A 20,323-nucleotide genomic window follows, 5' to 3' on the forward strand; every position below is an offset into this window, starting at 1 on the left:
TTCGGGACCGGGCAGGGGGCGGAGGCCACTCGGCACCGGAGCGGCAGGGCCCAGGCCGTGGAGCGGCGCACGAGGGCGGCCCTCCCGCCTTTTGCCGGGAAGCATCCTGCGATGGCCACTAAGTTAATTTGCGCTAACCCGCATGTCCAGACGTTCGGGCGGAAAAATCGCTAGCACCTGAGCATCGTCCGTTTCACTAGTGACTGTTCACTATCAGAACGATGCCAAGAACCGCGCCGACGTCCAGGGTGGTCAGTGGCAGAGGTCGGCCCCGGCCGCGCCGGTACGGCAGGCCTCCAGGGCCAGGGTGAGGTCGACCAGGTCCCGCGGGCGGTCGAGGAAGCGGCCGGTCAGGCGCTCCAGGCGCCGCAGCCGGTTGAGCACCGTGTTCCGGTGGCAGTACAGCAGCTCGCCTGCGCGGTCGGACGACCCCTGGCAGTCGATCCAGACTTCAAGGGTGTCCAGCAGGGACGCACGATCGGCCGGGTCCAGCCCGAGCACCGGACCGAGGACGTTCCCCGCGATTCCCGCCGCCAGGTCGGGACGGGCCAGGACGAAGGCGGCAGCCATCCGGTCGTCCAGCTGCACCGGTTCGCCGTCCGGTCGGCAGACGCCGAGCGCGAGTTCGGCGAGCTCCCTGGCCCTCCCGATCTCGGCGAGCCCGGTGACGGCCGAGCTGATCCCGACGCGCACCCCCGGGCCCGAGGGCAGCACACCCACCAGGTCCTTGACGGGCCGGTCGCCGAGCAGCGCCACCACGGCCTGGCCGTCCTGGAGCGGGCACCAGTACAGCCGGATCCCGGCGGCCTCCTCGCGGACGGGGGCCTCGGCCGGGCGCAGCGCGCCCGGCCCGTCCAGGCGCGCCACGGCGTAGCGCCCGGTCACCGGAATGTCGAAGGCCACCGCGAGGGCGGCGACGTCCATCGGGTCGGTGTGGCCGCGCAGCAGGGCCTTCAGCGCCGGCAGCAGCTTGCGGCCGTCGTCCGGGGCGAGCCCGGCCACCGTCTGACGGTGCGCCTCCATCATGATCGTCGTGTCGCGGGCGGCGAATCGCCAGAAGTCGTTGGCCGCGTAGAGCATCGCCTGCGCCTGCTCCGGTGCGTCCCGCAGAGCGGCCTCCACCAGACAGTCCCACAGGACCGACGCGCCGATCCGGTAGGCCTGGAGGAGCGCGAGCATCGGGGTGCCCTCGGCCGCCCGCTTCCGACCCGTGCGCCAGGCCTGCTCGCCCGACTCCAGGAAGCGCTCGGTGACGGCGAGCGATTCGACCGCGATCTCCATGGCCGTGCGGGCGCAGGCGGCGGCGTCCTGCGGGGAGAGCATCGAGCTGGCGTAGTGGCCGACCTCGGCGCGGATCCTCGCGAGCGCCCGGTCCGCGATGGCCGGGGCCTCTCCGCGCAGCAGTCCAGCGGCGTGCTTCAGAATCCCGGTCGGCGCGGCCGGCGCACCCGCGGAGGCCTCCGGCGGCAACTCGGTGGGGCCGCTCCTGAGGTCGCCACGCACGGGGGGAGATCCTTCCCGGCCGGACCGCCCGGGCAGGGACGTCGTCATCCTTCACCTCCGTGGAATCGGCGAGGCACGGTCGTCGGGATTCTCCATTCCCCCGGGCGCGAGCACCACCCCGGCACGGGTAACCCCTTGGCAACGGACGAAACCGCGGCCGCCGCGCACGGCCGGGTTGTGCCGACTCCCACTGGCCAGCAGGCGCCGCTGTGACCGGGCACACGATCGCGCACCGGCGCTCCCGTACGCACCTCCGTCTCTGGACCCGGCCCGCGCGGACCCCCCATTCTGAGCGCCCCGGCTGCGTGACGCCTCCGACTCCGCTCACGGGCCGGCCGAATCCACGGGGCCGGAAGCGCCGGTCTGCGAGGTCCCCACCGCGGACCGCCGAGCGCAGGACCGCCAGCGGCACCACGTGCCTCCGGTCCGATGCCTTCCGGGCCTCTCCGCACCCCCTCGTCCCGCTGGAAGAGAGCGCGTCCATGAGATCAACAGCACCACCGGCGCCGCCGGACACCTTCGAGGTCCGGGACCTCACCGTGGTGTACGGCCGCTCGGTCCGTGCTCTGCACGGCGTGTCGCTCGAGGTCCCGGCCAAGGGCATCGTCGCCCTGCTCGGCGCCAACGGCGCCGGCAAGTCGACGCTGCTGCGCGCCGTTTCGGGCACCCTGCCGATGCACGGCGGCGCCGTCGAGAGCGGTTCGATCACCTTCGGCGGCGAGCAGCTCACCGGCCGCTCTCCCGCCGACGTGGTCGCCGCCGGCGTCGTCCAGGTTCCCGAGGGCCGCCGGGTGTTCTCCGGTCTCTCGGTGGAGGACAACCTCCGCACCGGCAGGCTCGGTCTCAGGGGACAGAGCCGGGCCTCCGCCCGCGAGACCGCCGAACAGGTCTACGCGCTCTTCCCGGTCCTCGCGGAGCGGCGCCGCCAGGCGGCCGGGCTGCTCTCGGGCGGCGAGCAGCAGATGCTGGCGATGGGCCGGGCGTTGATGGCCCGCCCCCGGCTGCTGCTGCTGGACGAGCCCTCGCTCGGGCTCGCCCCGCAGGTCACCGAGCGGATCGCCGGGATCGTCCGGCGCATCCACGAGGAGGGCACCGCCGTCCTGGTGGTGGAGCAGAACGCCTCCCTCGCTCTGGAGTTGGCCGACCGGGCCTGCGTACTCGACGTGGGCCGGGTACGGCTCGCAGGGCCCGCCGAGGAGCTGTCCCGCTCCGACGAGGTCCGCCGGCTGTACCTGGGCGAGCACCCGGACGGCGACGTCCAGCCGCCGGAGACCGCGACCCGGGCCCTCGCCAGGTGGGCCGCATGAGCCACCCGCAGCAGACCGCTGTGCCTGAACTCGTCGTCCACGAGGCCACCGTCCGCTTCGCCGGTCTGACCGCCCTGGACGCGGTGAGCTTCACCGTCGCACCCGGCAGCATCCATGCCCTGATCGGCCCCAACGGCGCCGGCAAGTCGACCTCCTTCAACGTGCTGTCCGGGGTGTACCGGGTGGCCTCCGGCAGCGTCCGGTTCGGCGACGCCGAGCTGACCTCGCTGCCGCCGCACCGGATCGCCTCGCTCGGTGTCGCCCGCACCTTCCAGAACATCGTGCTCACCCGCGGCACCGTCGCCGACAATCTGATGCTGGGCCGCCACACCCTCACCCGCGCCGGCTTCACCGCCACCGCGCTGCGCCTGCCGAGCGCACTGCGCGAGCAGCGGCGCCACCGCGAACGGGTACGGGAGATCGCCGAGTTCACCGGGCTCGGCGCTCGGTTCGACACCCCGGTGGCGCTGCTGCCCTACGGCGACCGCAAGCGCGTCGAGCTGGCCCGGGCCCTGTGCATGGAGCCGAAGCTGCTGCTGCTGGACGAGCCGGTCGCCGGGATGAACACGGCGGAGCGCCTCGCCATGGCCCGGACCGTCACCTCCATCAGGGACGCCCTGGGCATCTCCGTCCTGATCGTCGAGCACGACATGGGAATGATCATGCGCATCGCGGACCGGGTCACCGTCCTCGACTTCGGCCGCCTGATCAGCGACGGCACCCCCGAGCACGTCCGCAAGGACCCGGCCGTGGTCCGCGCCTACCTCGGCAAGGAGTCCTGATGAGCACCTTGGTGCAGACCCTGTTCAACGGGCTCGCCCTGGGGTCCGTCTACGCCCTGATCGCGCTCGGCTTCACCCTCGTGCACAAGGCGTCCGGCGCGGTGAACTTCGCGCACGGTTCGCTGCTGCTGCTCGGCGGCTACCTGGTCGCCGAGCTGCACTCCGTGCTCGGATTCGTCGGTGCGGTGGCCGCAGGAGCCGCGGGTGCCGCGGCGGCAGCGATGCTGGAGGCCCTGGTCCTGCGCCGGGTACGGCACAGCGGGGTGGCGGTGCCGACCATCCTCACCATCGGTGTGGACGTCCTGCTGTTCACCGAGCTGGCGCGGCGGATCGGCGGCGAGGTGCTCGGCACCGGCGACCCCTGGGGCGCGAAGGTGGCCTCGTTCGCCGGGATCACCGTCGCCCAGGCCCGGCTGGCGTCGCTGCTGGTGGCGCTCTGCCTGGTCGCGGCCTTCCTCGCCGCCTTCCGCTGGACCCGTTGGGGCCTCGCCATGCGCGCCTCCGCACTCGACCAGGAGGCCGCCGCGCTGATGGGCGTGCGCGGCGAGCGGCTGCGCCTCGGCGCGTGGGCACTGGCCGGCTGCCTCGCCACGGTCGCCGCCGTCTTCCTCACCGCCTTCCCCTCCCCCGGACTCGACCGCACCACCGGCCAGATCGCCCTCGCCGCCTTCCCGGCCGCGGTGGTCGGCGGGCTCGGATCGGTGGCCGGCGCCCTGCTCGGCAGCCTCGTGATCGGCCTGGCGCAGGCCGCCGCGGCCGGCTACCAGCAGCAGGTGAGCGCCCTGGGCAACGGCGTCGCCGACATCGCCCCGTACGCGGTGATGGTCCTGGTCCTGATGGTCAGGCCGCAGGGCCTGCTCGGCTCGAAGGAGCTCACCCGTGTCTGACACACCCTCCGAGACCCTGGTCCAGGATCCTCCGATCGCCGCTCAGGCGCGCCGACCGGGCCGGGCCGGGCGCCTCACCGCACGCGTTCGCAGCGTCGGCCCGCGCCGGGCGCTGCCCGCCGCGCTCTGCCTCCTCCTGCTCCTCCCCCCGTTCTACCTGGAGGCCTTCTGGCTGCAGACCGGCCTGTTCGCGATGACCGCCGTGATCGCCGCGATCGGCCTCAACCTGCTGACCGGGACCGCCGGACAGCTCTCGCTCGGCCACGCCTTCTTCCTGGCCGTCGGCGCGTACGGCTACACGTGGCTCGCCGACCACCCGCGCCGATCCAGCCTGCACCCGCTCACCGGCCTGTCGCTGCCCCCGCTGCTCGCCTTCGTGGGCGCGGTGCTGCTGGCCGGCGCCGCCGGCGCCGTCTTCAGCCCGATCTCGGGCCGTCTGCGCGGCATGTACCTCGGGGTGGCGACGCTCGCGCTGGTCTTCCTCGGCCAGCACGTGCTGCTCAACGCGACCCCGGTCACCGGCGGTTTCAACGGCCGCGCCGTACCGCCGATGGCCGTGCCCGGGCTGAGCTTCGACGACAGCACCCCGCTGACCGTCCTCGGCGTGCCGTTCGGCGGTCTGGAGCGGCTCTGGTACTTCGGCCTCCTCCTGGTGCTGATCGCCTGGCTCGCCGCCCGGAACCTGCTGCGCGGCCGCCCGGGGCGCGCGCTCGGGGCGCTGCGCGACAGCGAGGTCGCCGCTTCGGTCATGGGCGTACCGGCGGCCCGCCTGCGGGCCGCTGCATTCACCGTCTCCTCGATGTACGCGGGCGCGGCCGGCGCACTGCTGGCCCTGGCGTTCCAGCGCATCGTGCCGGACCACTTCAGCCTCGCACTGTCCATGGACTTCCTCGCCATGATCGTCATCGGCGGCCTCGGCTCGGTCGGCGGCGCGGCCGCCGGAGCGGTGTTCGTCACCGTCCTGCCGCAGCTCCTCGGCCGCTACGCCGACCAGCTGCCGCTGGTGGTCGCACCCGGCTCCACCGAACCGGGCCTCGGCGGCACCGAGGCGGCGCGCTACCTCTACGGCGCGGCGCTGGTCCTGATCCTGCTGTTCTCACCCGACGGCCTGGCCGGCCTGCGCCGCCGCCTCCGCACCCCCTGGCGCCGGCGCACCGCCATCACCCCCCTCACTTCCGCCGGGCCGCAGTCCGCCGGCGGGGAATCCCTCAAGGAGCAGACACCGTGAACCGCACCTCCACCAGATCCGCCGCCCTGCTGGCCGCCGCCCTGCTGGTCTCCCTGACCGCCTGCAGCACCAAGGGCGCGAACACCTCCGCCGAGGCGGGCGCCGGCGGCGTCAAGGCCGGCCCCGGGGTCACCGACACCAGCATCACCCTCGGGGTCCTCACCGACCTGAGCGGCCCGGTCGCCCCGCTCGGCAAGAGCTCGCTCCAGGCGCAGCAGTTGTACATGGACCAGGTCAACGCGGCCGGCGGCGTCTGCGGCCGCCAGGTCAAGCTGCTGGTCCGCGACCACGGCTACGACGTGCAGAAGGCCGTCGCGGCGTACGCCGAGATCCAGCCGCAGGTCGCCGCCATGGGCCAGCTCCTCGGCTCCGGCCAGACCGCGGCGCTGCTCGACAGCCTCGAGAAGGACCGGCTGCTCGCCCTCGTCGGCGGCAACTCGGCCTCCCTGCTCGGCAACGCCCACGCCCAACTGATCGGCACCACCTACGGCATCGAGATGGTCAACGGCCTGGAATTCCTCGCCAAGGCCGCCAAGCTCGCCCCCGGCGACAAGGTCGGCATGGTCTACCAGGACGGCGACTACGGCGGCAACGCGCTCGTCGGCGCGCGGTTCGCCGCCGGCAAGGCCGGCGTCCAGCTGGTCGAGCAGACCGTCAAGCCCACCGACACCGACATGACCGCCCAGGTCACCGCCCTCAAGGCGGCCGGTGTCAAGGCCATCGCGTTCAGCGGCACCCCCGCCCAGACCGCCTCCCTGGTCGGCGTCGCCGCCGCCACCGGGCTGCTGGTCCCGGTGCTCGCCAACAGCCCCGCCTACGTGCCCCAGCTCCTCGACACCCCCGCCAAGCCGGCCCTGGAGAAGCTGCTGTTCGTCAGTTCCGCGCAGCCCAGCCTCGACAGCGCGAACCCGGGCGTGCAGAAGCTGGTGGCCGACTACCAGGCGAAGTACCCGAACGAGAAGCTGAACCAGGCGATCGAGGTCGGTGCGGTGGACGCCAAGCTGATGGTCGACACCCTCAAGGCCGCCTGCCAGGCCAAGGACCTGAGCCGCGACGGCATCACCGCCGCCCTGCGGACCCTCAAGCAGTTCGACAACGGCCTCGGCGGCGTCCAGGACTACTCCGACCCGGCCAAGGCCCCCACCCAGAAGACGTACGTCCTCCAGCCGGCCTCCGGTGTGACGGGCGGCCTCAAGACGGTCCAGGACGCCGGTACCGCCGTGGGCCTCACCGAGTACCTCGCGACCGCGCACGGCTGATCCGTCCGACGATCCGCACCCCGCGGGCCCGCGGCACTCCGGTACCCGACGTCCCTTCCATCCACCCGGAGGTCATCGTGACAGCTCCGCACCAAGGCCCGGCCGGCGAGTTCTTCCGCCGACCGCCCACCTCGTACACCGCCCCGGCCGCGCCTCCCGACCCGACCCACCTGCTAGCCGCTGCGAACGGCCTGTCACGCCGGCACGGCGGACGGCTCCTGACGGGCTACCTGCTGTTCGCCGCCACCGTGTCGGCGGCCCCCTCGGCGCTGCACCACCGGATCACCGGACACGTGTCGCCGGCGCTCGTTCTGCTGCTCCTCCAGCTCGCGCTCGTCGTGTGGACGCTCGTCGGCCACCACCGCGGCGCCGCGCGACTGGAGTCAGACATCGAGAACCACCGCACGGCGGACGGCCCCTGGAGCGTGTCGTGATCGCGGCGGGGGCACCCCCGGTGCCGCACCTGAACCTCGTCGTCTTCATGCTGTTCCTGGGCCTGTGCGCGTTCCTCTGGCTCTTCACCGGCTCCGGCACGGACGACGCCGCGATGTTCCCCGGCCAGGACCTGCCCGGGAAGGCCTGGCACAGCGGTCTCGCGATCAGCGGCGACAGCCTGTCCGCGGTGACCCTGATGGCACTCGTCGGCCTGATCGCCCTCACCGGCTACGACGGGCTGATGCTGTCCCTGGGCTGTGTGACGGGCCTGGTCCTGCTGACCCTGCTGATCGCCGATCCGCTGCGACGGGGCGGCGGCCACACCGTCGGCGACAGCCTGGCCCGCCGGTTCCCCGAGCGCTCCGTGCGCACCGCCGTCGCCCTGGTCACCCTGGGTGTCTGTGTGCCGTACCTCGTCCTGCAACTCACCGCCATCGGTTCCCTGACCAGCTTCGTCCTCGGCTTCACCGGCAGTGCGGCGCGGACGGCGTGCATCCTCGTCATCGGAGTCCTGATGACGTCCCTGGCCGTCAGCGGAGGCATGCGCGGTACCGCCCGCGTGCAGATCGTCAAGGTCGTGGTCCTGCTCGCGGTCCTGACGGTGCTCACCGTGACGGTGCTGAACCGCTTCGGCTGGAACCCCGACCGCCTGCTGGGCGCCGCAGCCGCACGGAGCGGACTCGGCGACCTGTTCCTCGGCCCCGGCGTCCAGTACCACTCGGGCTCCGCCGACGTCCTCAACCGCCTCGGGCAGTTCGTCACCCTGGCCCTCGCCGTCTGCTGCCTGCCCCAGGTCACGATGCGGGTCCTCACCGCGCCGAGGGGCCGTGCCACGCGTACGGCCATGCACTGGGCGGTCGCCCAGCTGGTCGTGGTCTCCGCGCTGCTCGTGGTGCTCGGGCTCGGGGCAGCCGCGATCGTCGGGGGCCCGGCCCTTCACCGGGCGGACCCGAGCGGCAGCGGCTCACTGCTGGTCCTGGCAGATGCCCTCAACCCTGGTGGCACGCTCACCTCGGCGGTGTTCTGCGTCGTGTTCCTGACCGCGCTCTCCACGGTCTCCGACGTCACCGTCGCGGCCGCGAGCACGGTCGCCCGCGACCTCTCCCCGAACGCGGCGGAGCCCGGCGGCGGGCCCGGCCGCCGTCAGGAGCGCCGGGCCCGCTGGGCGGCCGCACTGGGCGGCATGGCCAGCATCGCGCTCGCCATCCCGGCCGCCGGCTGGAACCTCCTGGTCCTGTCCACCCTCGCGATGACGCTGTCCGCCTCGGCGCTGGCGCCGGTGCTGCTCTACGGGCTGCTCTGGCCGCGGTTCACCCGGCGCGGCGCCCTGTGGTGCCTCTACGGCTCCTCGGCACTGGTGCTCCTGCTCATCACCGTCTCGCCGCTGATCTCGGGCGGCCCCGCGGCGGCCTTCCCCGACCGCGACTTCCACTGGACCCCGCTCGCCAACCCGGGTCTGGTGACGGTCCCGGTCGGGTTCGCGCTCGGCTGGCTCGGCAGCCGCCTCGACCGCCGCGGCACAGACCCGGCCCGGCACGCAGAACTCGCGACCGCGGCGCTCCTCGGTCACCGGACGGGCTGACCGGCCGGCAGGTGTGCCGGGCGACACTCCGCGCGTCCGCAGGATGTGTCGCCGACAGGATTCGCCCCCGGGCCACGCGGATGCTGTGCACGGCCTTGTCCGGCGGTCGCGGGCCGGTGAAGGTACTTCGCAGCACAGCATGCCGCGTGGTCCACGCGGTGCCCCCACCCACCGAGGAGTCCCCTGTGAAGACAGCCCGCCCCCAGTTAGTTCGCGGCCGGATGACCCGCACGTTCGGTGCCGCTGTGGTTGCCGTGTTCGTCGCGGCGCTGCTGGGTCCGGCGCCGGTCGCCTCGGCCGCCGCCGAGCCGGCGCTGAACACCCCGGTCGCCACCATGGACGCTGCCCTGCACTGCCCGTCCTCCTTCACCCACCCCAACCACGAGCCGGTGCTGCTGGTCCACGGCGTGACCTCAACCTACAGCGAGAGCTGGTTCGGTTACGCGCCCGCTCTGCAGAACGCCGGCTACGACGTCTGCGGGATCGACCTCCCCGGAAGGTCGATGGTCGACATCCAGGACTCCACCGAGTACGTCGTCCACGCCATCGACAGGATCAGCGCCGCCACCGGCCGCAAGGTTGACGTGATCGGCCACAGTGAGGGCAACATGCAGCTGCGGTGGGCCGTCAAGTGGTGGCCCCATCTGCAGAACGAGGTCGACGACATGGTCGACCTCGCCAGCCCCAGCCACGGGATCACTGGCGGCAACCTCTTCTGCGTCCTCCCGTGCGCCCCGGCTCTGCAACAGTTCAGCATCGGCTCGAACTTCGTCGCCGCGCTGAACCAGGGCGACGAGACCCCCGGGGCGATCTCCTACACGAACATCTACAGCTACACCGACGAGGCGATCACACCGTTCACCACCGCTCCCACGAGCGGCGCCAAGAACATCGCGGTCCAGAACGTCTGCTTCGGCCGGGTCGTCGCCCACTTCGGCTTCCTGTACGACGCCGTCACCTACCGCCTCGTCCTGGACGCCCTGTCGCACCCCGGTACCGCCGACCCCGCCCGGCTGCCGTTCGGCAAGTGCCTGGAGGGCAACCTTCCCGGCGTCAGCGTCCTCGACGCCACCGCCGCGACCGCGGTCGTCGTCGCGAACTTCGACGCGACCCTCCTGACCACGCCGGTCGTCCGGTCCGAGCCTCCGCTGCGGTCCTACGCCCTCGGCTAGCCGGACCCGCTCCGACGTGGAAACGGGCCGGTGGCGACCATTCTGGTCGACACCGGCCCGCCGCCCTTTCAGCGCTGCGCCCCCGCAGGGCCGGCCGTCACGCCGCCGGCAACAGCAGCGCGGAGCCGATCTCGGCGAGGCGCTCGGCGAGGTCGGCACGGCGCCCGGCGCTCGCGGTACGGACCGCGTTGTCCACGACCGCCAGCACCGCGCTCACGATGATCTTCGCCTCGGCCTGGTCCAGCCCGGGACGGACCTGCTCCAGCACGTGCAGCCACAGCGCGATGTAGTCGCGCTGGGTCTGCCGCGCCTCGCGCTGCTGCTTCTCCGGCAACTGGTCGCGTTCGCTGATCAGCAGGCCGATCAGGTGGCTGTGGTCGCGGGCGAAGTCGATGTACGACCGCAGCAGGAGGTCGAGGCCCTGCTGCGGTGTGGCGGCCTTGGCCAGGGCGGCGTTGGTGCCTGCCCGCCGCTGTTCGCCGGCCCGTACGACGGCGGCCACCAGGAGGTCGGTCTTGCTGGGGTAGTGCTTGTAGAGGCTGGGGCCGCTCGCATCGGCCGCCTCTCCGATGTCGTCGGTGCTCACGGACTGGAAGCCGCGCTCGTCGAAGAGTCGGATGGCCTCGTGCAGCAGCCGCTCACGCTGGGAGACGGCCAGTTCGGCCGCGACTCCGGCGGCCGGGACGGGAGCCGCGGGCCGGTCGGAGTCCTGACCGAGGGGGCAGTGCACGGCTGCCTCGGCGAGGCCGATCAGCAGCTGTTCGAACCGCTTGCGGGGCACCGAGAACCGGTGCCCCGAGACGCTGCCGAAGACCGAGAGCACGCACCAGGCGAGGAGTTCGCCGTCCGCCTCGCCGAGGTCGGGCGACTCCCGACGGACCAGGACGCCGAGGTCGCGGGCGATGCCTGCCAGCCGACGGCGCAGTTCCGCACGGTGCTCCTCGGGGAGGTGGCGGCCCTCCCGCTGCCACAGGGTCGCGGCGCCACGCCGGTCGAGACTGCGGGTGGCCGACGCCTGCAGGTATGCCCCCAGATCGGCGGACCCGGCCACCCGCTCGGCGATGGCGTCGATCGTGCTGGTCACCACCTGGAGCAGCAGGTCCTGCTTGTTGCGGAAGTGCCGGTAGAGAGCCGGGGCGGTGATACCGACGGCCGCCGCGACGTCGGCCGTGGACACGTTGTGGAAACCGCGCTCGCAGAAAAGTTCGCTGGCCGCCTTGATGATCTGCTCGCGACGGTCCGCCGGCCGGCGGGTGGCTGTCCGCCCGGTCGCTGCTGCACTCATCGTCTCCACGCCCCTCACCCACGTCCGTGCGCCCGGACCGAGCCCAGGCTAGCGCACCGCGACCGAGCCCCAGCGGCCTCCGGGACGGTCACCGCCCAGGTCGGGCGGGTCCCCGGCGCGGGCACCATCACGCCGATCGGTCCCCGCCGACGACGCGCTGCTCGCGCAGAGCTGCCATGGTGGCGGCGTCGAGCCCGGCCTCCGCGAGGACCTCCGCGGTGTGGCTGCCGATCACGGGGGCGGGCGCCGGAGTGGCGGACGGCGTGCCGAGGAACCGGGGTGCGGGTCCGGGCTGGAGGAGACCCCCCTCGGTGGTGTAAGTGCCCCTGGCGGCGTTGTGGTGATGGGCGGCGGCCTCGGCGAAGTCCAGCACGGGTGTGACGCAGGCGCCGCGTCCCTCGAAGGCCGCGGCCCACTGGTCGCGGGTACGGGTGGCGAAGACCTCGCCCAGCCCGTCGGCCATCCGCGGCCAAGCGGCGGTGTCGTGCTGCGCGGCGAAGAGCGGGTCGTCGGTCAGGCCGATCACGTCGAGCAGGGCGGCGTAGAACTGCGGCTCCACCGATCCGACCGCCAGGTGCAGGCCGTCGGCGCAGCGGTACGTCCGGTAGAAGGGCGCACCGCCGTCGAAGAGGTTCGACGCGCGCCGGTCGGTCCACCGGCCCGAGGCCAGCAGGCCGTGGATCAGGGCGAGTTGAATGGCCGTGCCGTCGGTCATCGCGGCGTCGACGACCTGACCGCGTCCGGTTGTCCGGGCGCTGACCAGGGCGGCGGCGATGCCGAGGGCGAGCAGCATGCCGCCGCCGCCCATGTCGCCGACCAGGTTGAGCGGGACGACCGGATCGCCGTCGGCGGGGCCGATGGCGCCCAGCGCTCCGGCGACGGCAATGTAGTTGATGTCGTGGCCGGGCTCCTGGGCGAGCGGGCCGTCCTGGCCCCAGCCGGTCATCCGGCCGTACACCAGGCGGGGGTTGCGGGCCTGGCAGACGTCGGGGCCGAGGCCGAGCCGCTCGGTGACGCCGGGTCGGAAGCCTTCGATCAGGGCGTCGGCGGTGTCGATCAGCCGCAGGGCGGTGGCGGCTCCCACCGGGTTCTTGAGGTCGAGGGTGACGGACCGCCGGCCCCGGTGCAGGATCGGGTGCCTGGTGCGGGTGCCGTGTTCGGCGGGCCGGTCGATCCGGATCACCTCGGCGCCGAGGTCGGCGAGGATCATGCCGCAGAACGGGCCGGGGCCGATGCCGCCCAGCTCGATGACGCGGATGCCGGCGAGCGGGCCGGCGGCGGCCTGGTCGGTGCTCATCTGCTGTTCTCAACTTCCTTACGGTGCCGAAGAGGTGCGGCGGCCGCCCGACCCGGGGGGCTCCCTCAAGCCCCGGGTCGGGCGGCCGCACGCGGGGAAGGGGCCTACAGGCCCAGGTCCTTGGCGATGATGGTCTTCATGACCTCGCTGGTGCCGCCGTAAATGCGCGACACGCGGGTGTCGGCGTACAGCCGGGCGATCGGGTACTCCAGCATGTAGCCGTAACCACCGTGCAGCTGAAGGCACTTGTCGATGACGCGCGCGGCGACCTCGGTGCAGAACAGCTTGATCTTCGCGGCGTCGGCCCCGGTGAGTTCGTGTGTGTCGTCGAGCTCGATGCCCTTGTCGACCATCGCCTGCGCCGCCTCCACCTCGGCGGCGCACTCGGCGAGCACGAACTTGGTGTTCTGGAACGCGGCCACCGGCTTGCCGAAGACCTGGCGCTCCTGGACGTACGCCTTGGCGAAGCCGATCGCCGCAGTGGCCGTGGCGACCGCGGCCACGCCGATCGACAGCCGCTCGCGGGCGAGGTTCTGACCGAGGTAGGAGAAACCCTTCCCGACCTCGCCGAGGACGTTCTCCACCGGCACCTTGACATCGGTGAAGGACAGCTCGGAGGTGTCGCTGGCCCGAAGGCCGATCTTGTGCAGCTTGCGTCCGTAGGCGAAGCCCTCGCTGTCGGTGGGGACGACCAGCAGGGTCAGGCCGGAGCGGCGGTCCTCCGGTGAGGGCGACGAGGTGCGGGCGACGACGATGCACAGCTCGGAGTTGAGCGCACCGGTGATGAAGGTCTTGGCGCCGTTGAGGACGTAGTGGGTGCCGTCCTCGGAGAGCTTCGCGGCGGTACGGATCCCGGCGAGGTCGGAGCCGGTGCCGGGCTCGGTCATCGCGATGCACAGGGCGAGATCACCGGAGGCGATGCCCGGCAGCCAGCGCTTCCGCTGCTCCTCGTCGGCGATGCGCAGCAGGTAGGGCAGGACGATGCCGGTGGTCACGGTGTAGTGGCCGAAGGAGACGGCGGCGCGGGCCGCCTCCTCGGCGATGACGGTCTGGTACTTGTAGCTGGTCTCGCCGGGGCCGCCGTACTCCTCCGGGATGCCGAAGCCCATCACGCCGAGCTCGCCGAGCTTGCGGAAGAGCTCGCGCGGGACGCGGTTGTCGGCCTCCCACTGCTCGTAGTACGGGGTGACCTCGCGGGCGATGAAATCCCGGACGACCGCGCGGAAGTCCTCGTGGTCCTGGGTGTAGACGGTGCGCTTCATGGCATTCTCTCGTTTCTCGGCCGCGTGCTCAGCGGGAGCCGCCGTCGACGGTCACGACCTGGGCGCTGATGTAGTTGGAGTCCTGGGTGCACAGCAGGTAGATCGCGCCGGCCGCCTCGGCGGGCGTGCCCGGACGGCCGAACGGGTTGGTGCGGGCGACGGCGGCGGCGATCTGCGGGCTGACCCCGACCTTGATCCGACGGCCCTCGATCTCGACGAAGGCCTCGTCCTCGGCGGTGGCCTCGGTCATCCGGGTCAGGATGAACCCGTAGGCGACCGCGTTGACGTTGACCTTGTAGCGGCCCCACTCCTTGGCCATGGTCTTGGTCAGACCGATCACTCCGGCCTTGGCCGAGGAGTAGTTGGCCTGGCCCGGGTTGCCGTACTGGCCCGACACCGAGGAGACGTTGACGACCTTGCGGTGGTAGTCGGTCGGGTTGGCCCTGATGTAGGGCTGGGCGGCGCGCAGGATCCGGAAGGGTGCCTTGAGGTGGACGTCGAGGATGGCGTCCCACTGCTCGTCGGTCATCTTCTGGATGACGGTGTCCCAGGTGTAGCCGGCGTTGTTGACGATGATGTCCAGCCCGCCGAAGGACTCCACGGCGGTGTTCACGAAACGCTCGGCGAACTCCTCGTCGACCACCGATCCGACGCAGGCGACGGCCCGGCCGCCCGCCGCGACGATGTCCGCGACGGTCTCCTCGGCCGGGTCCTTGTCCAGGTCGTTGATGACCACGGCCGCGCCCTCGGAGGCCAGCTTCAGCGCGACCTCGCGGCCGATCCCGCGCCCGGAGCCGGAGACGATGGCGACCTTGCCGTCCAGGGTTCCCATGGTGGTTGTTCCTTATCGCTCGATGGTGACGGCGGCGGAGCCGGTGAGCGTCACCGTGCCGTCGGGCAGGGTGACGGTCAGGTCGAGGTGGGCCAGCCCGTCCTGGACGCGGGTGACCGTGCCGGTGCAGGTGGGGGTGGAGTTGACCGGTGTGATCGCGGAGAACCGCACCTCGAACGAACGGATCCGCTCCTGCGGGAACCGGTCGGTCAGCAGCCGGCCGAGGTAGGCCATGGAGAGCATCCCGTGCGCGAAGACGTCGGGGATGCCGACGGCCCGGCAGGCGTCGAGGTCGATGTGGACCGGATTGTGGTCCCCGGACGCTCCCGCGTAGAGCGCCAGCGTGCTGCGGGTGATCTTCGGAGCGGCCAGGATCAGGGTGTCGCCGGGCTGCATCAGGCCGCCTTCGGGTCGCGCACCACGACGGTGCCGGTCAACGTCGCGACCGGCTCGCCGTCGCGGGTCACATGGGTGGCGCGGACGATGAACTCCAGCGCCCCGCCCCTCTTCGCGTACACGTCCTCGACCACGGTGGAGAAGGTCAGCCGGTCGCCGGCGTAGGCTTGGGCGTGGTACTCGAATGCCTGGCCCCCGTGCAGGATCGTGCGGATGTCGACTCCCAGATCCGCCAGGAAGCGCCCCCGGTCGGGGTTGTCCATGTCGAGGCAGAAGAGGAAGGTCGGCGGTACCGGCAGGTCGCGGTGGCCTGCCGCCTTCGCCGCCTCCGGGTCGGTGTACACCGGGTCGCTCTGGCCGGTGGCCCGGGCGAAGAAACGCAGCCGTCCGCGCTCGACGTCCACCGAGTGCTCCGGGGAACGGCTGCCGATGATCGATCGGTCGATCGCCATGGTCAGACCACCTTCTCGAACAGGGTGATGACACCGGCGGTGCCGAGGCCGAGGTTGTGCTGCAGGCCGAGCGTGACGCCGTCGACCTGGCGGGGTCCGGCCTCGCCGCGCAGCTGCCAGGTGATCTCGGCGGTCTGCGCGAGGCCGGTGGCGCCCAACGGGTGGCCCTTGGAGAGCAGGCCTCCGGAGGGGTTGGTGACCACGCGCCCGCCGTAGGTGTTGTCGCCGCTGAGGATGAACTCCTCGGCGCCGCCCTCCGGGCACAGGCCCAGACCCTCGTAGGTGAGGACCTCGTTGACGGTGAAGCAGTCGTGCAGCTCGACGACCCCGATGTCGCGCGGGTCGACACCGGACCGCTCGTAGATCTCGGTGGCGGCGGCCCGGGTCACGTCCGAGCCGACCAGCGCCATCGGGCTCCGCTTGTCGAACAGGCCGGCGGTGTCGGAGAGCAGCGTCTGCGCCCTGATCGCGACGTCGGTCCGCAGGCCGTTGCGGCGGGCGAAGTCCTCGCTGCACACGATCGCTGCGGCGGCGCCGCAGGTGGGCGGGCAGCACTGGAGCCGGGTCAGGGGGCCGGACAGGTGCGGCGAGTCCAGCACCTCCTGCTCGGTGATCGGGTCGCGGAACACCGCGTACGGGTTGCCGGCGGCGTGCCGGCGGGCCTTGACCGCGACCTTGGCGAAGGTCTCCGGCTTCATCCCGTACTTCGCCATGTACTCCACGCCTGCGGCGGCGAAGTACTGCGGAGTGAGCGGGAGGCTGTCGTCGACCGCGAAGGAGGCGCGCAGCGAGGCCTCGAAGTCGGTGAGCGGCCCCGAGCGGTCCTGCCACTTGCGGGTGAGGGCACCGGCGGGCATCTGCTCGAATCCGACCGCCAGCGCGCACTCGACGGCACCGCTCTCCACGGCCTGCCGGGCCAGCCACAGCGCTGACGAGCCGGAGGCGCAGTTGTTGTTGACGTTGACCACCGGGACGCCGGTCATGCCGAGTCCGTAGACCACGCGTTGGCCGCAGGTCGAGTCGCCGTAGACGTACCCGGCATAGACCTGCTGGATCCGGTCGTAGGCGAGGCCGGCGTCCGCCAGGGCCGCCTTGACCGCGCCGGCCCCCATGACGTCGTACGGCCGGGTGGCGCTGGGCTTGGCGAACGGGATCATGCCGACGCCCGCCACCAGCACTCTGCGACTCATAGAAACTCCATCCCACAGGTTAGCGCTGCTTCACTTTTTCTTTGAATCAAGCTTCTGTCAAGGCCTTCCTCCCGGATCTTCTAGTTGGCGGAGATTCGCAACAGGAGTTCGTGCCTGAGGACCTTGCCGTTGGCGTTGCGGGGCAGCTCGTCGACGAAGAGCACCCGGCGCGGCTTCTTGTACGAGGCGATCCGCTCCCGGGCGAAGGCGATCAGCTCCTGCTCGGTCGGCCGACCGATCCCCCGGCGCGGCACCACTGCGGCGGTGACCGCCTCGCCCCAGATGTCGTGGGGAACTCCGACGACCGCGACCTCGGCCACCGCCGGGTGCTCGGCCAGCGCGGACTCGACCTCGGCGGGGTAGACGTTCTCACCGCCGGTGATGATCATGTCCTTGATCCGGTCGGTGAGGAACAGGTAACCGTCCTCGTCCAGGTAGCCGCCGTCGCCGGTGCACAGCCAGCCGTCCGCGGCGTACAGCGCCGCCGTCTCCGCGGGGCGGTTCCAGTAGCCGGCGGTGTTGTGGCGGGAGCGGATCCGGATCTCCCCGACCGTGCCCGGCGGGACCGGGTTCCCGGTCGCGGTGTCGGCGATCATCACCTCGACGCCGCCTCGGGGCCGCCCGGCGGACTTCAGCCGCAGCCGCCCGGGCCCCTCGGCCCGGTGCTCGTGCGGCGGAAGCTGGGTGACCGCTCCGGCCGCCTCGGTCATCCCGTACTTGCCCATGAACCCGCAGCCGAATACGGCCATCGATCGGCGCAGCAGGGCCGGGGTGATCGGCGACCCGCCGTAGGCGATCAGCCGCAGGCGGGAGAAGTCGCGCCGGTCGACGTCCGGGAGCTCGGTGAGCATGTGGAGCACCGACGGGACCAGGAAGCAGTGCGTGACGCCCCTGCTCTCCATGGTCTCGACGGTGGTGTCCGGTGCGAAGTCCGGGACCATCAGGCTGTGCGCGCCGGAGACGAGCGCCACGCCCAACCAGCCGGCGCCGGCGATGTGGAACATCGGCAGGGCGTTGAGCGCCACCGAGTCCGCGTCCCACCGGTACTCGTCGAGCTCCTCCGCGTCGGGGCGGAGGTTGCCGTGGGTGAGGGGCACACCCTTGGGCGCTCCGGTCGTACCGGAGGTGTAGAGCTGCAACGCCACCTCGTCCCGGTCGGCGCCGCCGCCGCGTCCGGGGTCCTCGTCGAGGTGGGCGGAGAGCCACGCCTCGTACGCCGGCGTGTCCGAGTCGTACGGCTCGCCGATCACGACCAGGAGCAGCCCTGGGAGACTCTCGCGGACGGCGAGCGCCCCGGGCAGGAACTCCGGCTCGGCGATCAGGACGCGCAGTCCCGCGTCCCGGGCGACGGCGACCAGTTCGGGCACGGCGAGGCGCCAGTTGAGCGGGACGGCGACCAGGCCCGCCTTGCCCGCGGCGACCAGGATCTCCCCGGACTCGCACCGGGTGCGGGTCAGGTGGCCGATCCGCGACCCGGTCGGCGCCGCGGTGAGCAGGGCGCGGGCGAGCCGGTTGGTACGGGAGTCCAGCTCGCCGTAGCCGATGGTGCGGCCTTCGCAGGTCAGTGCGGGCGATCCGGCGTGCTCGCGGGCGTGCAGGCGTACGGCGTCGGGCAGGTGCAGGCCCATGGGAAAACTCCTTCCGGCAGCAGGTGGGGGTGTCCGTTCGAGCGACGTCAGCCCTTGGGGCCACCGGCGACGTAGAGGACCTGGCCGGACACGAAACCGGCTTCCTCGCGGACGAAGAACGCGACCGCCTGCGCGATGTCCTCGGGCGCGCCGACCCGGCGGACCGGGATGTTCGCGGCGTAGCGGGTGGTGAACTCCTCGAAGGTGATGCCCATCCGCTGGGCGGTGGCCTCGGTCATCTCGGTGGCGACGAAGCCGGGCGCCACGCAGTTGACGGTGACGCCGAACCGGCCGAGCTCGATGGCGAGGGTCTTGGTGAGGCCCTGCAGGCCCGCCTTCGCGGAGGAGTAGTTGGCCTGGCCCCGGTTGCCGAGGGCCGCGGCCGAGGAGAGGTTGACGATCCGCCCCCAGCCGGCCTCGGTCTGGTGGCGCTGCACGGCCCTGGCCATCAGGAAGGCTCCGCGCAGGTGGACGCCGAGGACGGAGTCGAAGTCCTGCTCGGTCATCCGGTGGATCAGGTTGTCGCGGATGATGCCGGCATTGTTCACCAGCACGGTGGGGGCGCCGAGTTCGGCGGCGACGCGGGCGACCCCGGCCTCCACCTGTTCGGCGTTGGAGACGTCACAGCCGATGGCGAGGGCGCGACCGCCCTCCTTCTCCACCGCTTCGACGGTTCCGGCGCAGGCGGCCTCGTCCAGGTCGAGGACGGCGACGGCGAAGCCGTCGCGGGCCAGGCGGACGGCGGTCGCCGCACCGATGCCGCGGGCGGCGCCGGTGACGATCGCCACCTTGGGGACGGTGGTGACGGGGTCGGGCACGGGTGACTCCTTGTCGCAGCGAGGGTGGGGTGACTCGTAAGCACCAGGGCCTACTTGGGGGCCATCCGGATGGCTCCGTCGAGGCGGATCGTCTCGCCGTTGAGCATCGGGTTCTCGACGATCGCGGTGGCCAGGTGGGCGAACTCGGCGGGGTCGCCGAGGCGCGAGGGGTGCGGCACCTGGGCGCCGAGCGCGTTCAGGAACTCCTGCGGCTTCCGGTTGAGCAGCGGGGTGGAGAACAGGCCGGGGGCGATGGTGACCACGCGGATCTTCGCGGCGGCCAGGTCGCGGGCGATCGGCAGGGTCATACCGACGATGCCGGCCTTGGAGGCCGAGTAGGCGCACTGGCCGATCTGGCCCTCGAACGCGGCCGCCGACGCGGTGTTGATGATCACGCCGCGCTCGCCGTCGACCTCCTCGGTCCGCGCCATCTCGGCGGCGGCCAGGCGCAGGACGTTGAAGGTCCCGATCAGGTTGACGCCGACGACGAACTCGAAGTCCTCCAGCGCGTAGGGCGTCCCGTCCCGGCCGACGGTGCGCCCGCCCCGGCCCAGGCCCGCGCAGTTGACCGCGATGCGCAGCGGGGCGAGGGCGGCGGCGGCGGCCACCGCGCGTGCGGCGTCGTCGGCGCTGCGCACATCGCCTGCGACGAAGCGGACGGTGGGGCCGAGCTCCTTGGCGCGCTCCTCGCCGTCGGAGGTGGGCAGGTCCAGGATGACGACGTGTGCGCCTTCCTCGACCAGGCGGGTGGCGGTGGCCAGGCCGAGGCCCGAGGCGCCGCCGGTGACGACCGCGGACAGTCCGTTGATCTGCATGGTGGGTGTATCCGTTTCTCGGGTCAGAGGCCGATGGACTTGGCGATGATGGTCTTCATGACCTCGCTGGTGCCGCCGTAGATCCGCATCACGCGGGTGTCGGCGTACAGGCGGGCGATGGGGTACTCGAGCATGTAGCCGTAACCGCCGTGCAGCTGGAGGCACTTGTCGATGACCCGGCCCGCGGTCTCGG

Annotated in this window: 20 protein-coding genes; 8 read left to right on the top strand and 12 right to left on the bottom strand. The window is 72.2% G+C overall.

Going from position 1 to position 20,323, the window contains the following annotated elements; genetic code table 11:
- Positions 1–252 precede the first annotated feature (252 nt).
- Positions 253–1,503 carry a PucR family transcriptional regulator gene (locus tag ABD345_RS34850; RefSeq protein WP_344558172.1) on the bottom strand — a complete coding sequence of 417 codons (1,251 nt, stop codon included), beginning with the start codon at positions 1,501–1,503 and terminating at the stop codon, positions 253–255.
- 482 nt (positions 1,504–1,985) lie between these two features.
- Between ABD345_RS34850 and ABD345_RS34855 the strand changes: the two genes are divergently transcribed.
- From ABD345_RS34855 to ABD345_RS34890, 8 genes are all read left to right on the top strand, one after another.
- The gene (locus ABD345_RS34855; protein WP_344558173.1) at positions 1,986–2,810 is read left to right on the top strand and encodes an ABC transporter ATP-binding protein; all 825 of its coding nucleotides are present in this window, start codon (positions 1,986–1,988) and stop codon (positions 2,808–2,810) included.
- The gene (locus ABD345_RS34860) at positions 2,807–3,592 is read left to right on the top strand and encodes an ABC transporter ATP-binding protein (protein ID WP_344558175.1); all 786 of its coding nucleotides are present in this window, start codon (positions 2,807–2,809) and stop codon (positions 3,590–3,592) included. The genes ABD345_RS34855 and ABD345_RS34860 overlap by 4 nt, the downstream gene beginning before the upstream one ends.
- A complete protein-coding gene (locus tag ABD345_RS34865; RefSeq protein ID WP_344558177.1) occupies positions 3,592–4,479 on the top strand; it encodes a branched-chain amino acid ABC transporter permease in 888 nt (295 codons plus the stop codon). The genes ABD345_RS34860 and ABD345_RS34865 overlap by 1 nt, the downstream gene beginning before the upstream one ends.
- A 112-nt stretch (positions 4,480–4,591) precedes the next feature.
- Complete coding sequence (locus tag ABD345_RS34870; protein WP_344558206.1) at positions 4,592–5,707, top strand: branched-chain amino acid ABC transporter permease; 1,116 nt, start codon at positions 4,592–4,594, stop codon at positions 5,705–5,707.
- The gene (locus ABD345_RS34875; RefSeq protein ID WP_344558179.1) at positions 5,704–6,966 is read left to right on the top strand and encodes an ABC transporter substrate-binding protein; all 1,263 of its coding nucleotides are present in this window, start codon (positions 5,704–5,706) and stop codon (positions 6,964–6,966) included. The genes ABD345_RS34870 and ABD345_RS34875 overlap by 4 nt, the downstream gene beginning before the upstream one ends.
- 77 nt (positions 6,967–7,043) lie before the next feature.
- Positions 7,044–7,400 carry a hypothetical protein gene (locus ABD345_RS34880; protein ID WP_344558181.1) on the top strand — a complete coding sequence of 119 codons (357 nt, stop codon included), beginning with the start codon at positions 7,044–7,046 and terminating at the stop codon, positions 7,398–7,400.
- Positions 7,397–8,983 (top strand): sodium/solute symporter, encoded by a 1,587-nt coding sequence (locus ABD345_RS34885; RefSeq protein ID WP_344558183.1) that lies wholly within the window; start codon positions 7,397–7,399, stop codon positions 8,981–8,983. The genes ABD345_RS34880 and ABD345_RS34885 overlap by 4 nt, the downstream gene beginning before the upstream one ends.
- A gap of 245 nt (positions 8,984–9,228) precedes the next feature.
- Positions 9,229–10,155 (top strand): esterase/lipase family protein, encoded by a 927-nt coding sequence (locus ABD345_RS34890; RefSeq protein ID WP_344558185.1) that lies wholly within the window; start codon positions 9,229–9,231, stop codon positions 10,153–10,155.
- Positions 10,156–10,252: 97 nt separating this feature from the next.
- Here the strand turns inward: ABD345_RS34890 and ABD345_RS34895 are convergent, their stop codons facing one another.
- From ABD345_RS34895 to ABD345_RS34945, 11 genes are all read right to left on the bottom strand, one after another.
- Entirely contained in the window at positions 10,253–11,440 is a 1,188-nt protein-coding gene (locus tag ABD345_RS34895) for a TetR/AcrR family transcriptional regulator (RefSeq protein ID WP_344558187.1), read from the bottom strand.
- Between the two features lie 127 nt (positions 11,441–11,567).
- Positions 11,568–12,737, bottom strand: coding sequence for a CaiB/BaiF CoA transferase family protein (locus ABD345_RS34900; protein ID WP_344558189.1), 1,170 nt, complete (start codon positions 12,735–12,737; stop codon positions 11,568–11,570).
- 104 nt (positions 12,738–12,841) lie between these two features.
- A complete protein-coding gene (locus ABD345_RS34905) occupies positions 12,842–13,999 on the bottom strand; it encodes an acyl-CoA dehydrogenase family protein (protein ID WP_344558191.1) in 1,158 nt (385 codons plus the stop codon).
- Between the two features lie 28 nt (positions 14,000–14,027).
- Positions 14,028–14,831 carry an SDR family NAD(P)-dependent oxidoreductase gene (locus tag ABD345_RS34910; protein WP_344558193.1) on the bottom strand — a complete coding sequence of 268 codons (804 nt, stop codon included), beginning with the start codon at positions 14,829–14,831 and terminating at the stop codon, positions 14,028–14,030.
- A gap of 12 nt (positions 14,832–14,843) precedes the next feature.
- Positions 14,844–15,227: a MaoC/PaaZ C-terminal domain-containing protein gene (locus tag ABD345_RS34915; RefSeq protein ID WP_344558195.1), complete on the bottom strand. Its 384-nt coding sequence runs from the start codon at positions 15,225–15,227 to the stop codon at positions 14,844–14,846.
- Entirely contained in the window at positions 15,227–15,679 is a 453-nt protein-coding gene (locus ABD345_RS34920; RefSeq protein WP_344558197.1) for a MaoC family dehydratase N-terminal domain-containing protein, read from the bottom strand. The genes ABD345_RS34915 and ABD345_RS34920 overlap by 1 nt, the downstream gene beginning before the upstream one ends.
- A 2-nt stretch (positions 15,680–15,681) precedes the next feature.
- Positions 15,682–16,869, bottom strand: a complete 1,188-nt coding sequence (locus tag ABD345_RS34925; protein ID WP_344558199.1) for a lipid-transfer protein — start codon at positions 16,867–16,869, stop codon at positions 15,682–15,684.
- Between the two features lie 80 nt (positions 16,870–16,949).
- Positions 16,950–18,497 carry an AMP-binding protein gene (locus ABD345_RS34930; RefSeq protein WP_344558201.1) on the bottom strand — a complete coding sequence of 516 codons (1,548 nt, stop codon included), beginning with the start codon at positions 18,495–18,497 and terminating at the stop codon, positions 16,950–16,952.
- A 47-nt stretch (positions 18,498–18,544) separates the two neighbouring features.
- Positions 18,545–19,315 (bottom strand): SDR family oxidoreductase, encoded by a 771-nt coding sequence (locus tag ABD345_RS34935; RefSeq protein ID WP_344558203.1) that lies wholly within the window; start codon positions 19,313–19,315, stop codon positions 18,545–18,547.
- A 50-nt stretch (positions 19,316–19,365) separates the two neighbouring features.
- Entirely contained in the window at positions 19,366–20,130 is a 765-nt protein-coding gene (locus ABD345_RS34940) for an SDR family NAD(P)-dependent oxidoreductase (RefSeq protein WP_344558204.1), read from the bottom strand.
- A gap of 23 nt (positions 20,131–20,153) precedes the next feature.
- A partial coding sequence (locus ABD345_RS34945) for an acyl-CoA dehydrogenase family protein (RefSeq protein ID WP_344558208.1) occupies positions 20,154–20,323 on the bottom strand: 170 nt, incomplete at its 5' end.

Origin of the sequence: Kitasatospora saccharophila, from assembly GCF_039529925.1 — a bacterium.
GTDB lineage: Bacteria > Actinomycetota > Actinomycetes > Streptomycetales > Streptomycetaceae > Kitasatospora > Kitasatospora saccharophila.

Coding starts and splice junctions, on each gene's coding strand:
- ABD345_RS34855 (WP_344558173.1), top strand. CDS start 1,986: ATGAGATCAACAGCACCACCGGCGCCGCCGGACACCTTCGAGGTCCGG.
- ABD345_RS34860 (WP_344558175.1), top strand. CDS start 2,807: ATGAGCCACCCGCAGCAGACCGCTGTGCCTGAACTCGTCGTCCACGAG.
- ABD345_RS34865 (WP_344558177.1), top strand. CDS start 3,592: ATGAGCACCTTGGTGCAGACCCTGTTCAACGGGCTCGCCCTGGGGTCC.
- ABD345_RS34895 (WP_344558187.1), bottom strand. CDS start 11,440: ATGAGTGCAGCAGCGACCGGGCGGACAGCCACCCGCCGGCCGGCGGAC.
- ABD345_RS34900 (WP_344558189.1), bottom strand. CDS start 12,737: ATGAGCACCGACCAGGCCGCCGCCGGCCCGCTCGCCGGCATCCGCGTC.
- ABD345_RS34905 (WP_344558191.1), bottom strand. CDS start 13,999: ATGAAGCGCACCGTCTACACCCAGGACCACGAGGACTTCCGCGCGGTC.
- ABD345_RS34910 (WP_344558193.1), bottom strand. CDS start 14,831: ATGGGAACCCTGGACGGCAAGGTCGCCATCGTCTCCGGCTCCGGGCGC.
- ABD345_RS34915 (WP_344558195.1), bottom strand. CDS start 15,227: ATGCAGCCCGGCGACACCCTGATCCTGGCCGCTCCGAAGATCACCCGC.
- ABD345_RS34920 (WP_344558197.1), bottom strand. CDS start 15,679: ATGGCGATCGACCGATCGATCATCGGCAGCCGTTCCCCGGAGCACTCG.
- ABD345_RS34925 (WP_344558199.1), bottom strand. CDS start 16,869: ATGAGTCGCAGAGTGCTGGTGGCGGGCGTCGGCATGATCCCGTTCGCC.
- ABD345_RS34930 (WP_344558201.1), bottom strand. CDS start 18,497: ATGGGCCTGCACCTGCCCGACGCCGTACGCCTGCACGCCCGCGAGCAC.
- ABD345_RS34940 (WP_344558204.1), bottom strand. CDS start 20,130: ATGCAGATCAACGGACTGTCCGCGGTCGTCACCGGCGGCGCCTCGGGC.